Below are 14,961 nucleotides of genomic sequence, written 5' to 3' on the forward strand. Positions count from 1 at the left end.
GAGGTTGTGTCTGTGATCTGCTTGCTCCTTCTTGCGGGGGTGGTGGGTTTGTTCTTCCCATCCCTTCTTTTTTCTTCCCCGGGGGGCTAACCCCGTATCCGAACCCAGAGATGAAGGGGGATTAGGGCTGGTCAGCAGGCCGTGTCATCAAAACACTGGCTGAAGCATGATCCTGTGGGGTCAGACCGTTCTCATCGCGGTAGTTCTCTCCCAGAGTTTCTTTGAGGGTATCAAGTTGTTGAGACACCGCGTCGAGGGTAACGATCGACCCCACCCAGCGGGAAGGCTCATCGGCTTCGCTGTTTAGTGAGTTGTAAATAGCCGATGCTTCCTGGTACGCGATAGCACGCTCGTTCTCATCGGCAATACGTGAAGCATCTCTGGCCTGCTCGGTAGCGGTCTTAATCCGGTGGGGGATAGTGCAATCAGTATCCTGCGAGTACAGGCCCACCCTCTGCTCAGCTGCTTGCTGCTGAGCCCGCGAAACCTCGCCATAAAACCGATCCTCCGGAGTCGAGAAAGTAGTGGTCGCCATACCCGCTCGCATCACCTCGGCGTTAACAAAACTATCGCCGGAGTAGAGTGCGGCGTCGAGATAACCCGAAGAACCCACCAAGGAATCATCAAAACGTAAAGTCACGGGTGTGCCCTCGGGTAACTTCTGCCTGAGATAGTCGGTAGACTCCTCCACAAGGCAGGAACCCGAAAGCACATTGTTGTTTTCCGAGGGAGCCACCACATTAAGCAGACGAACCTGCCTCTGCACCCCATCAATATCAACGGTCACCGTATTAGCGGACTCCACCGACGTCACGGTTGCGGCCTGCCCGTCAGCATAACTAGAACTGGGGGAGGAAGAGACAGCGGCATCGTCCGCCGCCTGCCCGCAACCCGCCAATGTAAGCAGTCCAATACCGGCCGGAATAAACACCCGAAAAAACTTCATAGAAACCCTCAAGAAAACTAGTTACTTTTAGCTGCTAGCTCCGCGGCAGCACGGTACATCCCCAAAGGCCCCTGATCGGCGTATGCTTGCGAATGGTCATAGCGGTAGAGCCGCGGCGGGCGGTGCCGGGTCCCCTCAACCCTCTTGCCCGTATCAATAATCGACTTCGACGCGGCAATCTGTCTGCGAAAATTAGCGGGATCAAGCTCCCTACCCAGAATCGCCTCATACACCTCTCTAAGCTGGGCCAGCGTAAACTCATCCCCCAAAAAAGAATGCGCGATACGGGAATGCTCCACCTTGCGCTCCAACCGGTAGAGGGCGTACTCAACAATTTCGTTGTGATCAAAAGCGAGCACGGGCAGGTCATCTGCGGGAAACCAGCGAATATTCTCGTGCACACGGGTACGGCTGACCTCGTTAGCCGGAATAGAAGCCCAGTAAACCACCGAGACGGTGCGGGCGACTGCCGGGCCCGTCTCCGAACCTGACAGAGAGCCGTCTCCGGAAGGCATATGCTGGCCGGGAGTACGATTAATCTCCCCAAAAGCATAAAGCTGCTCCAGGTAACCGGGTACCAGGCCGGTGGCGCGTTTAAGCGTGGAAGCCGCCGCCTGCTCCAGCGAAAGCTCTGCGGGCAGCGGGCCACCGGGAAGAGCCCACTGCCCCTTATAAGGCTCCCGGAGACGCCGCACCAGGGGCAGCCATAGAGAATTCTGTGTAGCACCCTCCTTTTTACGCAGGGCAAGAATCACCGTTGAAACAGCAAGGGTTGCTGCACCACCCTGCGTATCGGCAGGATCCTGCGCCACCTGATTATGCGGTTGGTGCGGAAGGGCCACCATTAAAACCTCCTGGTCCCGTCTACTTACCTTTTCACTACCTCACCATTTATTCTAGTGAAAAAAACCGCTTTCACGTAAAAACCGGTATGCAACCGCATTGCACACCGGTTTTTATAAAATTATTCGCTACTTCTCCAGGTACCGGAAAAAATCGCTAGTCGATCTGAAGCTCTCCCATGGTATCCCAGCCATCACCCTCAATCTGGCGGGATACGATCTTCGGGGTAGCGACCAAAAAAGGACGCATGGTCTCCAAGCCCTGAGCAAAATGCTCAGAGTTCACGTGTGCCTCACCGGCATCATCATCAAATGCCTCAAGCAGCACAAACTCGTGAGGATCCTCAACAGAACGGAACCAGTCAAACCATTTATTGCCCGGTTCGGCGCGGGTGGCCTCGGTAAAATCACCCATAGCTGCTATAAAATCCTCTGCCAGCTGGGGTTTCACCCGGTATTTCACGGTAATAAAAATCAAGGGATACTCCTGATAAAAATAATAGTGTCATCTTTCATTCTAGGCGGCTAGCTCGCCGCTGACTTCAAAATTTTGATTGTTTCAAAGAGAACTCGCCGGTCATTTTCCTCAGTCCTACGCTCCCGGGCGCTGCCGGTAGCACCCATAAAAGCGGCGTTATAGTACATGCCGTCGGCAAGCAAAATAATTGCTCGAGTAACATCTGGGTCTCCCACCTCTGCCAAAATAAGCTCAGTCACCAGCTCCTGCGACTTTTCAAGCGCCACGGACGCCTGCCGATTGGCCTCCTGCGCCAGCCTACTCACCGCAATAAGAGCACGATCAAAGGGGCTATCCCGATAAAAAGAAGTGTTGACATAGTAGGCAGAGGCACCCTCCTGTGCGGTTCGCATGAGCTCGGCATCCTCGCGAGAAAGCCGCTCAAAATGCTCAAGCAACCCCTGAATCAGGGACTCCTTCGAGGGAAAATGATAGAGGAGTCCGCCCTTAGAAACTCCGGCCGACTTGGCAACCGCATCGAGGGTTGCAGCTTTCTCACCCCCGTGCAGCAGCAGCGTCTCATAGGCGGAAAGTATTTTTTCTCTGGCGCTCATAGTCACAAACCTAACGTATTGAAAGTTTACCGTCCAGTTGGTACAGTCTAGAGGGCGAACCGTCCAGCCAGTACAGTAGGTCGACCGGTTCCTTTATTAGCAGACAAAACTACTTAATCTAAGAGGTGAACTATGCCCCTGACAGCCCCTATCCCGGTCATTAACTCGCAGGCTGGAAATAGCCGACCCCCCAAAACCACACCGCGTCAGCGCTGGTCAGCACTTGCCGTGCTCATGCTCCCGGTGCTTTTGGTCTCCATAGACAACACGGTACTCTCCTTCGCTATCCCCAAAATCTCGCAGGCACTGGGACCCAGCGGTGTGCAGCAGCTGTGGATTATCGACGCATACTCCCTGGTGTTGGCCGGTCTACTTGTCCCCATGGGCAGCATCGGCGACCGCATCGGGCGAAAAAAACTGCTCATGATCGGCTCCACGGGGTTCGCGGTTATCTCGGCGCTAGCCGCATTTGCCCCCTCGGCGGCCTGGCTCATCACCGCCCGCGCAGCACTGGGCTTCTTCGGCGCTATGCTGATGCCCTCGACCCTGTCCCTCATCCGCAATATTTTCCCTAACCCCAACGAACGCCGCACAGCGCTGGCCATCTGGGCCGCAGGGTTTGGCAGTGGTGCGGCGCTGGGACCGGTGGTCGGTGGATTTATTCTTGAACACTTTCACTGGGGGGCGGTCTTCATGATGGCGGTACCGGTGCTCATTCCCTTCCTGGTACTGGCCCCCTTCCTCATTCCGGAATCGAAAGACCCTAACCCCGGCCCTGTTGACCCGCTCGCCATCGCCCTGGTCATGGTAGCCATGACATCCATCACCTACGCGATTAAGCACCTAGCCGAGGGCGGTATCGACCTTATCTTCGCGGGCACCCTCGTACTCGGGCTGCTTGCAGGCTGGGCCTTCGTGCGCCGCCAGCTCACCCGGGATATACCCATGCTCGACATGAGACTCTTCACCAACAAAGTCTTTACCGGCGCCATATCGGCAAACCTGCTGGCAGTGATGTCCATGGTCGGCTACATCTATTTCATCTCACAGCACCTACAGTTGGTTGTGGGTATGGGGGCCATGGAAGCGGGCCTCTTCCTCATCCCCGGAACCCTGGTCTCCATGGCCACCGGTCTACTGGTAGTTCGCCTGGTTCCGCGCATCCACCCGGCAAAACTGGTTTCGCTGGGCCTCCTCTTCAACGCCGTAGCCTACGGACTGGTCTACACGCTCGGCGGCGAATCCACCGCGGTGCTCATGGTCTCCTTTATTCTGCTGGGACTGGGAGCAGGAACATCAGAAACCCTCTCCAACGACCTCATGCTCTCCTCCGTCTCACCCGAAAAAGCAGGTGCGGCCTCAGCCATCTCCGAAACCTCCTACGAAATCGGCGCGGTCATGGGAACAGCCATCCTCGGGGGCATACTCACTGCCGCCTACAGGCTGCACATTGTGCTCCCCGAGGGGCTCACCGAAAGCCAACAGCACCTGGCCTCAGAAACCCTGGGTGGAGCGGTACAGCTAGCTACCGGTCTAGATTCTCCCCTGGACGGCCAGCTTCTCGAAGCAGCCCGGCACGCCTTTGACTCGGGAGTCGTGTGGACCACCGGAATCAGCGCCCTGCTCATGCTCTTCGCCGCAACCATGGCATGGTTCATGCTGCGCACCGCAGACCCCAACGCCGAAGCGGCAGAACACTAAAACCGCTACAGGCCGCTGAGACCCGCGCACAGCCGCGGGTCTCAGCCCACAATCACAAAACCAGTCCACCGGGATACAGAATATAGGCCGGTAGCCTCACTAAACTAAAGCCAGATCTTCACCCGATCTTCCGGGGCCAGGTACAGGGCGCTCTCCGGGCCCACCCCAAAAGCCTCATAAAACTCATCAACATTGCGCACTACGCCGTTTACCCGAAACTCATCGGGCGAATGCGGATCAACCGAGAGCATCATCTGCGCATGCTGCACACGGGACTTGGTGCGCCACCCCTGAGCCCAGGCATAGAATACCCGCTGTAGAGCACTCATACCGTCAATCACCGGAGCGGTATCCAGAGAAAGCCCCCGGGCCTCCAGGGCAATCCGGTAAGCCCGCAAAGCAATGGACAGCCCACCCAAATCACCAATATTCTCTCCCAGGGTGAGCTCACCGTTCACCCGGTACTGGGCAGGGTCAAGCCCCTCCGGGGTATAGGCACTGTACTGGTCCACCAGGGCAGAAGTACGCGCGGTAAATTCCTCACGATCCCCATCCGTCCACCAGTTATTCAGCGCCCCACTGCCGTCATATTTTGACCCCTGATCATCAAAACCGTGCCCAATCTCGTGCCCAATGACCGCACCAATGCCACCGTAATTAGCAGCATCATCGGCCGTAGGATCAAAGTAGGGCGGCTGTAGGATAGCTGCCGGGAATACGATCTCGTTTGCCGGCGGCATATAGTAGGCATTCACGGTCTGCGGACTCATTAGCCACTCGTCCCTATCAACCGGTTGACCAATCCGGCTCAACTGAAAATCATGCTCAAAAAGAAGGGCGCGGCGCACATTCTCCAGGAGGTCCCCCTCAACCAGCTGAAGCGAAGAATAATCCCGCCACCTCTCGGGGTAGCCAACCTTGGTCACAAATTTGGACAGCTTATCAAGGGCCCGCTCGCGGGTAGATGCGCTCATCCACTCCAGCGAACCTATCGCCTGCCGGTATGCCTCAAGCAGGTTACCCACCAGTGCCAGCATCTTCTGCTTATACTCCGGCGGAAAATGGACGGCAACATACTCTTGACCCAGTTCCTCACCCAAATGATCCTCAACCACCGAAACCCCGCGCTTCCAGCGCTCACGCAACTGCTCGGTACCCGAAAGGGTCTTACCGTAGAAATCAAAATGGGCGAGGACCAGATCATCGCTGAGATAGGGGGCGCGAGCACCAATGGTCTTCCACACCAGGTAGAGCCTCCAATCATCAAGGGGAGCAGACTCCCACAGCCTCGAAAAATTCTCAAAGAAAGATGGCTGACCCACGATCAGGGTTCCAAACCGCTCAACCGATGAACCCAGCCGCCCTATCCAGGTGGAATAGTCAAAACCGGGAAACTTCTCATTAAGCTCCGCGGCACTGTAGGGGTTATAGCGCTTATCCGCATCGCGCAGGGTGACCTTATCCCAGTGATAGCTGGCAATCTCAGTCTCAAAATCCATGACCCTCCGGGCAAGGTCACCGGCAGGGGCACCCCACGATTCGTCAAGACCGGTCAACTCGAACATTCGCTCAATATGCCGCAGGTATGCCGCCCGAATATCCGCATACTTCTCTTCACGGTAGTAGCTCTCATCGGGTAAGCCCAGCCCCGACTGCACCAGGTACACCACATATTTTTCGGGGTTCTTGGCATCGATACTGGTATACCATCCCAGGGGGCCACCCACCCCCGCACGATCGGCCTCAGCCAGTGCTGACAGCAGTTCTTCCTTCGTCACCGCCTCACGGATCGGCTGCACCTCGGTATGCAGGGGGGCAGCGCCATCACCGTTAATCTTCTGGATATCCATGAAAGAGTTATAGAGCGCACCGATACGCGAAGCAGGATCCTGTGCGGCAATGTGCTCAATAATAGCGCGAACTTTTTCCTCTGCCTCATCGCGGAGTCTATACATGCCGCCGTCTTTAGAGCGATCCGCCGGTATCTCATGACTATCTAGCCAGACACCGTTAACATGGCGAAAAAAATTATCGCCGGGGGAGACAGAGCGGTCAACGTATTGGAGGTCAATTCCAGAAGATTTGGTAGTCATACCAGCAAGTTTATGAGGGAGGCGCCGGTTTTGAACATTGCCGCCCAATAATTATGCGGGCGGTGAAGACAACCACAATATTCCCCACGCGAAGACACAGCAAAAGGCGGCGCCGGCGCGTCCTAAGATGCGCCGGCACCGCCCTACCGTGCGGACACAGAAAAGCTAGTTACGGTAGTCGATTGAGATACGACCGTCGATCCCGCCGGCGTGCATACGCTCAAAAATTTCGTTGATATCTTCAAGCTTGACCGCCTCAACGTTGGGCTTTACCTTACCCTGCACATAGAAATCGATGGCCTCAGCCATATCCTGGCGGGTACCCACCAGCGAGCCGCGAATGGTCAGTGAATTGAACACAATATCAAAAATCGAGGCGGGAAAATCCTGGGGAGGCAGACCCACAAACACGATAGTGCCACCGCGGCGCGACATACCAATCGCCTGTTGGAAGGCCGATGGATGAACAGCGGTCACCACCAACCCGTGGGCGCCACCGCCGGTCGCCTCTTTCAGGGCAGCCACGGGATCGCCCAACTCTCGGGCGTTAACCGTCATCTCCGCACCCAGGCGCCGGGCAAGCTCCAGCTTGTCATCGGCCACATCAATCGCCGCAACACGCATACCCATAGCCACAGCATACTGCACCGCAATATGGCCCAGGCCACCAATACCGGAGATAGCCACCCACTGTCCGGGCTTCACCTCACTGTTTTTAAGCGCCTTATAGACGGTAACCCCGGCACAGAGAATCGGTGCGGCCTCCACGGGGTCAACACCCTTGGGTAGGCGGGGAGCGTAGCGGGCATCAACCAGCATGTACTCGCCGAAAGAACCGTTTTGAGTATAGCCACCGTACTCTGACTTCAGACAGAGCGTTTCACGCCCGGTCAAACAGAATTCGCACTGGCCGCAGGCACTCCAGAGCCAGGCATTACCCACAATATCGCCCAGCTCTATACCGGCAAGATCACCGCTACCCAGGGCCACAACCTCACCGACCCCCTCGTGACCGGGCACAAAAGGAGGCTGAGGCTTGACCGGCCAGTCACCCTCGGCGGCATGCAAATCGGTGTGGCAAACACCCGAGGCGAGCAGTTTAACAAGAACCTGATGGGGGCCGGGCTCAGGAAGCTCCAGCTCACGAACATTGATCGGCTGCGCAAAATCATCGACGACCGCGGCAGTAAATTTTTCGGGAAAAGTAGACATATCTGCCTCATTCTCATACATCTGTGTATAGGACATACCGGCCACGGCCTCGATTCCCCACGGGACCGTACGGTACATATCTAGAATATCGTCTCCCTAGTGTTTCTGGTAGAGAGACTTCCGCTGAAACACGGGGTCCGAGGTCACCAGAATCCCCAGATTACGGAAAATCCGCTCGTCAACCGACCCGAGAATCGTGGTGACATGCAGATCACAACCCCGCAAATTTTTGAGCTGCTCCAGAGCCTGACCTGCCCTGCGGTCGGTTGAGGCAGAAACAGAGAGCGCAATCAGCACCTCATCGGTGTGTAGACGCGGATTCTTACTCCCCAAATGCTGAATCTTGAGCCGCTGAATAGGCTCGATCGCCTCATCGGAGAGCAAATGCTGGTTTTCGTCGATACCCGCCAGATGCCGCAAAGCCTTAAGCAAGACCGTGGCCGAGCACCCCACCAGGTCGGTGGTCTTGCCAGAAACTATGGTGCCATCGTGCAGACGAATCGCTGCCGCCGGCAGGCCGGTCTCCTCCTGAAGCTTCCGGGCCGGGTCCACCGTGTCCCGGTCGGTTACCTCAACACCTGCCTTAGCCATCACCACCGCAGCCCGATCCGACTGGGTGGAACCCAGGCCCCCGCGGGCCTCATCAACCAGCGCCCTAAAATAGCGGCGGATAATCTCCTGCCTACCGGCCTCACGGCACACGGAATCATCGGTAATACAGTTACCCGCCATATTCACCCCCATATCGGTGGGTGACCGGTAGGGGGTCTCTCCGGTGACCCGCTCAAGCAGGGTGCGCAGCAGCGGAAAAGCCTCGACATCGCGGTTATAGTTGACCGTGCTTTGCCCATAGGCCGAGAGATGGAAAGGATCAATCACGTTGGCGTCGTTGAGATCGACGGTGGCCGCCTCGTAGGCAAGATTCACAGGGTGCTCAATGGGCAAATTCCAGATAGGGAAAGTCTCAAATTTGGCGTACCCGGCCCGCACACCGCGCCGGTGCTCGTGGTAGACCTGGCTCAGCGCGGTGGCCAGCTTACCCGACCCCGGCCCCGGCGCGGTCACCACCACCAAATCACGGGTGGTTTGGGCAAACTCGTTTTTTCCCAGGCCCTCGTCGGAGACAATAAGGTCCATGTTGGTGGGGTAGCCGGGAATAACGCGGTGCCGGCTTACCCGCATACCCAGCCGCTCCAGCCGCTCTTTAAAAGCGCTCGCCAGGCGGTCGTCATCTTCCATTTGGGTGAGGACCACGTGCTCCACCAAAAAACCCCGGTCCCGAAAAACATCGATGAGCCGCAGCACGTCGTCTTCGTAGGTTATGCCCAGGTCGGCGCGGATTTTGTGGCGTTCAAGATCTTTGGCGTTGATGCAGATGAGGATCTCCACCTCATCACGGATTTGCTCAAGCATGGCAATTTTATTGTCGGGGGTAAACCCCGGAAGCACACGGGAGGCGTGCATATCGTCAAAGAGTTTTCCGCCCATCTCGAGGTAGAGCTTGCCGCCGATTTCTTCGCGGCGGGCCCGGATATGGGCGGACTGCATTTCAATATATTTCTCGCGGTCAAAACCGTGTACGTTCATACTTTCAAGCATAGACCCAGAACCGCCACCGCAGCCTTATTCCCCTTTCTGCCCGGTCTGCCTGCTGGAGTCCGCCTCTTCGGGGATGTAGGTTGCCGCTGCCGATGCCGCGGTGGCCACCGTGGTCTCTTCCTCGGGAACCACAACCCCCGACGGGGACAGGTACATGTGCTTATTGGCCCAAAGCCCAAAGAGGAGCACGGCCAGGGCGGCTGCCGCTGAGACAAAGAGCATGGGGGTGGCCTCCCCGTGGTAGTAGAGGTTGAAGAAGGTGCCGCCCATGAATCCGCCTGCCAGGGGTGCGCAGATCGGAACCCAGGCGTAGAACCAGCGGGAGCTGCCTTTGCCGTGAATGGGGAGCAGCGCGTGCATGATGCGGGGGCCGAGATCCCGGGCCGGGTTGAGAGCGTAACCGGTTTGGCCGCCCAGGCCGATCACCAGCACAGCCACCATAAATCCAAAGGCCAGGGGTTTGAGGACGTCATTGAGGTCGAGGGTGAGCGGTGATGCTCCCTCGAGGGTTGGGGTAAAGTTTACGCCCACGTAGAGAGCCGAAAAGACCAGCATAAACGTACCAATGATTTCGGAAAGAGCATTGGTGAAGTAGTTGTGAATGGCGGGCACGGTGGAGAAAACGCCCAGTTTGATCTTGGGGTCAGCGGTGGCCTTCCAGTGGGGTAGGTAGTTGAGATAGACGAAGGCCGCCCCGGCCATGGCACCTGCCAGCTGCGAAACCATGTATCCGGGCACCATGGCCCAGTCGAATTCGCCGTAAGCGGCAAGCCCCAGGGAGACCGCGGGGTTGAGGTGGCCGCCCGAATAGTGGTGGGAGGCGTAGACACCGAATGCCACCGCAAAACCCCAGCCGAAGGCAATGGTATAAAAGTTATCGCCGTAGCCTTTGGAACGTTTGAGCTCCACCGTTGCGATGGACCCGCAGCCAATCAGAACCATAATCATGGTGCCGAGGAATTCGGCCAGGTAGGGGCTGATGGTGTGCATAGCGGTCTCCAAAGCAAAAGTTGTTTTGTGTGTGTTTATATCTGTTTATTTGGTTTTCCCTGTATATTGTCGGCCACGACCGTGGAGCGAGTCAAGGATGCGGAATAAAGGTGCCGGGGCACCAAAGCTAAATCTCCCCAAACCCGCCGCTATGTGTGTCTAATTTCACCGCCGCTGAGAGTGCGCGGCTCTTACGGGGCGCACGCAAACGCCGCAGTGTACCTAAAACCAGGTACCTTTTCGCACCCTCCATCCGAGGGTGAGAGCGCGAAGACCCATATAACCTACCGCATAGGCCGCCCAAAGCCACACAAAACCTACCGCATCGGGTCCCTCCGCGGAACCGCGCCCAAAAACCAAGGCTACCGCCAGTAGCATAGGCAGGTAGACACACAGGACTGCGCAGGCCGCCAGCGCAAGATAGCGGAAATCCTGGGCACCGATCAACACGCCGTCAAGCACAAAAACATAGGCGGCCAGAGGCTGCCCCAGCGCAACCACCAGCAGAGCCAGAGAGAAAAGATACTGCACCTGACTATCCGAGGTAAAAATCCAGGCGCCGCCAAACCCCACCAGGGGGCAGAGCGCACCGGTGACAACACCAAACCACAGGCTCCACCGCACCAGCCGATCCTTGAGCTCCAGCACAGCGGCCCGACCCGATGGCGATGCCACATCGCTGGCACCCATCTCTTTACCCAGCAGTGCCTGGGCGGCTATTGCCAGGGAATCGAGCGCATAAGCGAGAAAGCTAAAGAAACTCATGGTCAGCTGGTAGGCTGCTAGATTCTCCACCCCCTGGCGGGTAACCACAAAAACGGTAGCAAGCAGGGCAAGACGCATGGAAAGAGTGCGCAGCATCAGCCAGGAGCCCAGGCTGAAAACTTTCATCACTCCCGCAGCTTCCGGACCCAGTCCCACCCCGTGGCGGAAAAAACCGCGCACCAAAAACAGCACCAGCGCCAGGGCCATCAGCCACTGAATAATCACCGTAGCTACAGCGGATCCGGCCACACCCCACCCGGCCGGGTACACCAAAACCCAGGACAACCCCAGGTTGACCGCCGCCCCGACAGCGGCAACATAGAGGGGGCTCTTTGTATCCTGAAAACCCCGCAGGGCCCCCGTGAGAGCCAGCACCAGCAGCATGGCCGGAAGCCCCAGCCAGGAGGGCCGCAAATACTGCTCGGCGTACACCACAATTTCACCGGTTCCACCCAGGGCGCGCAACAGGGGTACGGTGAGGACCCATCCCGCACCGGCAAGCACCGTCCCAATGAGCAAGGCGGCCCATGCGCCGTCGCGACCGGCCCGGTAGGCGTCGTGTATTTTTCCGGCACCAAAAGCGCGGGCTACCGCGGGGGTTGTCGAATAGGACAGGAAAACCATCAGACCCACCACCGTTTGAATCACGGTGGACCCCAGCGTGAGCCCGGCAAGCTGAGCGCTACCCAGGTGGCCCACAATCGCGGTATCACCCAGCACAAAGAGCGGCTCCGCAACGAGCGCACCAAAGGCTGGCAGGGCCAGGGCAATAATCTGGCGGTTAAGGCTACCTCGCCCGCGAGAAGAGGTCGGCTGAGGGGCTATTTCTGGGGACTGGGCGTGCTCGGACATGATTCAAGCCTACCCGGGACCGCCGAGCGCCCCCTTACTGTGCGGGAAGATCTTCAAGGGTGTAGAACCATAGGTTATCTGTACAGACGGTGTTTCCCACCGAAAATTCGCGAAAGCCGGCGGGCCTAAAACCGCACTTCCGGTAGAAAGCATTGGAGGCGGCATTTTCGGTGCTTGTCCCCAGGTGGGCAGCGCGCAGGCCCCGTGCTTGGAGGGCGCTCAAGGTTAGCTGCATGAGTTCTTGGGCTAGGCCGGTACCGCGTGTCTTGCGGACAACATAAAATTTACTGATGTACCCGGCGGGCTGGGGGATGGATGCGGGGGCCGGTGCCCGCGTATCCGAAAGCGAATAGCCCAGAAGATCGCCGGCGACAGAGGCGGCCAGCTGCACGATATACCGGGAGTCCGAAAGGTACATGTCAAAATGGCGGGGAGAAAGGTTGCCCTCAATAAATGCCCCGATATCCTGTTCCCCAAGTTGCGGTGGGCAGGCATCGGGAAAGGTGAGGGCAGCTAACTCTGCTACGGCCGCAGAATCTTCAACGGTACCCTGGCGAAGAATAAAATCCATACGCAGATATTACCTTCCTACCCGGTGAGCCGGCGGGGACCCTACTCCTTTTCATAGCCGCGTAACCTGTTGAGCTCGCGGCGTTCTGCTTTGCTGGGGCGGCCGGTGCCGCGATCTCGCCGGGGGAGCAACCCGGCACTGAGGTGGGCCGGGCGGGGACCGGAAAGATCCTCATAGCAGGTGGCGGCCTCCGGTGCGCCCACCCGTTTGGTGATTGTTTTCTTCACCTCAAAAATACGCTCCCAACCGGGGTAGCGTACCCGCACGGTGTCTCCGGGGCTCACCCTGTGGGACGGTTTGACATGATCGCCATTAACGCGGACGTGCCCCGCCCTGACCTCGGTGTTTGCCAGTGACCGGGTTTTAAAAATCCGTACCGACCACAGCCACACGTCAATACGGGTGGGGCTTACGGCGGCGGTAGCCTGGGCGCTGTCTTGGGGCATAGCACCAGGTTACCGCCACCGCAGGGTCTAGGCTAGATACTGCTTGGCTCTGCCGGCCCGGGCCTCGTGGATATACCATCCGCAGATTAGACAGAGAATACCCGCTGCTGTCCAGATAAGGAGTGTGCTCCACTGGGATACGGTGGAGGCTTCCGGGAAGTAGGAGAGCGTACGCAGCAGTGAGGAGGATGCGCCGGGAATCATGTGCTGACCTATCTCTCCCCAGGGGGCGGGAAGAAATTGCCAGGGGGTGGATGTGGAGGAGAGGGGATTGCCCACCAGTACGGTAAGCGCAACGCCGAGCGTAGCCCCCGCCCGCTTGCTAAACAGCGTGCCTAGACCCACGATCAGTGCACCGGTGGCTAGACTGGCAACGGTAAAAGCCAACCAAATCGTGCTGAAACTACCGCCGATAAATCCAAACCAGGTGTGCAGCATGAGGGTGAGCGCAAGCCCTACCAGAATACTGTAGAGGGTAACGGTGGCGAGTCGCTGCCAGGCCCCGGTCACCGAAAAGAGCGAAATTATGCCGCCTATCATGCCCCCCAATACCAGGGGAAGGCTGGTTGCTATAGCCAGCCCAGCACCCTGAGGATCCTCGGATGAAAGCTCGATCACGGGCGTGATGGTCACCGTGGTAGCTTCTGCAATCTGCTGATTTGCCTGGAGAGACTGCAATTGGGTGCTTGCCTGGGCAACAGCTGCGGGATCCCGGTCGGAGTCGATCACCGCCTGAAGCTGGGCTGTTTGGGCCTGAATCGTTTGTTCTTGAAACTGGGCGGTCATCTGCTGGGATATCTGGGTGAGTATTTGGGCGGCTGCGGGGCTTGCTGCCGGTGAGGTGAGAATCTCGGGAGCGGCTGTGCTGTCTTCACCGAGCACGATGGCACCGTAGGTTGTTTGCTCTTCAATTTGCTGTACGGCGTCTTCTCTAGAGTCTGCCTCCACAAAGGTGATGGTTCCGGGGGATCTTTCTCTGAGCGTGTTTTCAACCTGGCTAATACTTGCCTCCGGTCCAGAGATCGAGACCGGGAGATTCTTGGGTTCCGAGGTTTTTGTGGGCCAGGTAAAGGCCAGAACCACCAGTGCTGCCACGGTAGTGGCGAGAAGGGCAGTAAGACAGATCCTGGCCCAGTTGCTGTTGGATTGTGTGCGGGCTTTCGGGGGTGAGTCTGTGGAGGCTTCCATAACCAACCTTCTTTCAGTAAAGAGAATATATATTTTGTTTGTGAGAGCCACACTAGCACGAAGATTTTTATAAACAAAACATGTATTCTGTTTTTATGCCCAAGCTTACCCCCCAAACCCGGAAGGCTCGCCGCCACCGCATTACCGAAGCCGCTCTCATCTGCTTCTCTCGTAAAGGCTTCAGCGCTACGTCAATAAACGACATCATTAAAGAATCCGGGTTCTCAGCAGGATCTATCTACTCGCACTTTGCTGGCAAAGAGGAAATCCTCAAAGCAGCGGCAAGCCAGGCTTTTGAAACCCTGCGTGAGACACTCTCGAAAACCTACCCAGACTCCATCACCCCGGCCGAATTCTATCGATTCATCACCACCGGTGACACCTCCCTCCCCATCCAGCTAGGGGCTGTCCTGACACTTATGGGTGAAGCGGTCAACACTCCCGCACTGCGCGACATAGCGAAACATAACCTCGGCCACGTCAGAAACAGCCTGGCAAAAACGCTGGTTCCCTGGGCAGAAAACAAAACAGAAAAACCCCTTGAGCTGGCAGAGCGCACCGCAGATCAGATCCTCATGCTCTTCCATGGCTATACCGTACGAATATCCGTCGATACCTCCGCAGACCCCGTCCAGCTTGCCCACCTGGGTGCTCAGCTTCTGCCCGGGTAGCCGACCGCCGAACG

14 protein-coding genes are annotated in these 14,961 nt (G+C 57.5%); 2 read left to right on the plus strand and 12 right to left on the minus strand.

What is annotated here, in order from left to right:
- Nucleotides 1-121 precede the first annotated feature (121 nt).
- From ACS1BR_RS04265 to ACS1BR_RS04280, 4 genes are all read right to left on the minus strand, one after another.
- Nucleotides 122-946 carry a thermonuclease family protein gene (locus tag ACS1BR_RS04265; protein WP_463560342.1) on the minus strand — a complete coding sequence of 275 codons (825 nt, stop codon included), beginning with the start codon at nucleotides 944-946 and terminating at the stop codon, nucleotides 122-124.
- Between the two features lie 17 nt (nucleotides 947-963).
- Nucleotides 964-1,791 (minus strand): NUDIX hydrolase, encoded by an 828-nt coding sequence (locus ACS1BR_RS04270; RefSeq protein ID WP_463560344.1) that lies wholly within the window; start codon nucleotides 1,789-1,791, stop codon nucleotides 964-966.
- Nucleotides 1,792-1,945: 154 nt separating this feature from the next.
- Complete coding sequence (locus ACS1BR_RS04275; protein WP_463560346.1) at nucleotides 1,946-2,266, minus strand: putative quinol monooxygenase; 321 nt, start codon at nucleotides 2,264-2,266, stop codon at nucleotides 1,946-1,948.
- 47 nt (nucleotides 2,267-2,313) lie between these two features.
- The gene (locus ACS1BR_RS04280; protein WP_463560348.1) at nucleotides 2,314-2,859 is read right to left on the minus strand and encodes a TetR/AcrR family transcriptional regulator; all 546 of its coding nucleotides are present in this window, start codon (nucleotides 2,857-2,859) and stop codon (nucleotides 2,314-2,316) included.
- A gap of 132 nt (nucleotides 2,860-2,991) precedes the next feature.
- Here ACS1BR_RS04280 and ACS1BR_RS04285 point away from each other — a divergent pair, with 132 nt between their 5' ends.
- Nucleotides 2,992-4,560 (plus strand): MFS transporter, encoded by a 1,569-nt coding sequence (locus ACS1BR_RS04285; RefSeq protein ID WP_463560350.1) that lies wholly within the window; start codon nucleotides 2,992-2,994, stop codon nucleotides 4,558-4,560.
- A gap of 104 nt (nucleotides 4,561-4,664) precedes the next feature.
- On the opposite strand, the gene ACS1BR_RS04290 is transcribed toward ACS1BR_RS04285, so the two are convergent.
- From ACS1BR_RS04290 to ACS1BR_RS04325, 8 genes are all read right to left on the minus strand, one after another.
- A complete protein-coding gene (locus ACS1BR_RS04290; RefSeq protein ID WP_463560352.1) occupies nucleotides 4,665-6,653 on the minus strand; it encodes a M13 family metallopeptidase in 1,989 nt (662 codons plus the stop codon).
- A 165-nt stretch (nucleotides 6,654-6,818) separates the two neighbouring features.
- On the minus strand, nucleotides 6,819-7,865 hold the full coding sequence (adhP, locus tag ACS1BR_RS04295; protein ID WP_463560353.1) for an alcohol dehydrogenase AdhP: 1,047 nt from the start codon (nucleotides 7,863-7,865) through the stop codon (nucleotides 6,819-6,821).
- A gap of 96 nt (nucleotides 7,866-7,961) precedes the next feature.
- On the minus strand, nucleotides 7,962-9,464 hold the full coding sequence (locus tag ACS1BR_RS04300) for a DUF1846 domain-containing protein (RefSeq protein ID WP_463560355.1): 1,503 nt from the start codon (nucleotides 9,462-9,464) through the stop codon (nucleotides 7,962-7,964).
- Nucleotides 9,465-9,488: 24 nt separating this feature from the next.
- Nucleotides 9,489-10,454 (minus strand): MIP/aquaporin family protein, encoded by a 966-nt coding sequence (locus tag ACS1BR_RS04305; RefSeq protein WP_463560357.1) that lies wholly within the window; start codon nucleotides 10,452-10,454, stop codon nucleotides 9,489-9,491.
- Between the two features lie 222 nt (nucleotides 10,455-10,676).
- The gene (locus ACS1BR_RS04310) at nucleotides 10,677-12,071 is read right to left on the minus strand and encodes an MATE family efflux transporter (RefSeq protein WP_463560359.1); all 1,395 of its coding nucleotides are present in this window, start codon (nucleotides 12,069-12,071) and stop codon (nucleotides 10,677-10,679) included.
- Between the two features lie 34 nt (nucleotides 12,072-12,105).
- The gene (locus tag ACS1BR_RS04315; RefSeq protein WP_463560360.1) at nucleotides 12,106-12,642 is read right to left on the minus strand and encodes a GNAT family N-acetyltransferase; all 537 of its coding nucleotides are present in this window, start codon (nucleotides 12,640-12,642) and stop codon (nucleotides 12,106-12,108) included.
- Between the two features lie 41 nt (nucleotides 12,643-12,683).
- Entirely contained in the window at nucleotides 12,684-13,088 is a 405-nt protein-coding gene (locus ACS1BR_RS04320; protein WP_463560362.1) for an RNA-binding S4 domain-containing protein, read from the minus strand.
- Between the two features lie 27 nt (nucleotides 13,089-13,115).
- Complete coding sequence (locus ACS1BR_RS04325) at nucleotides 13,116-14,276, minus strand: ABC transporter permease (RefSeq protein WP_463560364.1); 1,161 nt, start codon at nucleotides 14,274-14,276, stop codon at nucleotides 13,116-13,118.
- Nucleotides 14,277-14,371: 95 nt separating this feature from the next.
- On the opposite strand from ACS1BR_RS04325, the gene ACS1BR_RS04330 reads away from it, so the two are divergent.
- Nucleotides 14,372-14,947 carry a TetR/AcrR family transcriptional regulator gene (locus ACS1BR_RS04330; protein WP_463560366.1) on the plus strand — a complete coding sequence of 192 codons (576 nt, stop codon included), beginning with the start codon at nucleotides 14,372-14,374 and terminating at the stop codon, nucleotides 14,945-14,947.
- Nucleotides 14,948-14,961: the final 14 nt, after the last annotated feature.

The sequence above is a fragment of the Rothia sp. 18CD1-1 genome (assembly GCF_055285355.1).

Coding starts and splice junctions, on each gene's coding strand:
- ACS1BR_RS04265 (WP_463560342.1), bottom strand. CDS start 946: ATGAAGTTTTTTCGGGTGTTTATTCCGGCCGGTATTGGACTGCTTACA.
- ACS1BR_RS04270 (WP_463560344.1), bottom strand. CDS start 1,791: ATGGTGGCCCTTCCGCACCAACCGCATAATCAGGTGGCGCAGGATCCT.
- ACS1BR_RS04280 (WP_463560348.1), bottom strand. CDS start 2,859: ATGAGCGCCAGAGAAAAAATACTTTCCGCCTATGAGACGCTGCTGCTG.
- ACS1BR_RS04285 (WP_463560350.1), top strand. CDS start 2,992: ATGCCCCTGACAGCCCCTATCCCGGTCATTAACTCGCAGGCTGGAAAT.
- ACS1BR_RS04290 (WP_463560352.1), bottom strand. CDS start 6,653: ATGACTACCAAATCTTCTGGAATTGACCTCCAATACGTTGACCGCTCT.
- adhP (WP_463560353.1), bottom strand. CDS start 7,865: ATGTCTACTTTTCCCGAAAAATTTACTGCCGCGGTCGTCGATGATTTT.
- ACS1BR_RS04300 (WP_463560355.1), bottom strand. CDS start 9,464: ATGCTTGAAAGTATGAACGTACACGGTTTTGACCGCGAGAAATATATT.
- ACS1BR_RS04305 (WP_463560357.1), bottom strand. CDS start 10,454: ATGCACACCATCAGCCCCTACCTGGCCGAATTCCTCGGCACCATGATT.
- ACS1BR_RS04310 (WP_463560359.1), bottom strand. CDS start 12,071: ATGTCCGAGCACGCCCAGTCCCCAGAAATAGCCCCTCAGCCGACCTCT.
- ACS1BR_RS04315 (WP_463560360.1), bottom strand. CDS start 12,642: ATGGATTTTATTCTTCGCCAGGGTACCGTTGAAGATTCTGCGGCCGTA.
- ACS1BR_RS04320 (WP_463560362.1), bottom strand. CDS start 13,088: ATGCCCCAAGACAGCGCCCAGGCTACCGCCGCCGTAAGCCCCACCCGT.
- ACS1BR_RS04325 (WP_463560364.1), bottom strand. CDS start 14,276: ATGGAAGCCTCCACAGACTCACCCCCGAAAGCCCGCACACAATCCAAC.
- ACS1BR_RS04330 (WP_463560366.1), top strand. CDS start 14,372: ATGCCCAAGCTTACCCCCCAAACCCGGAAGGCTCGCCGCCACCGCATT.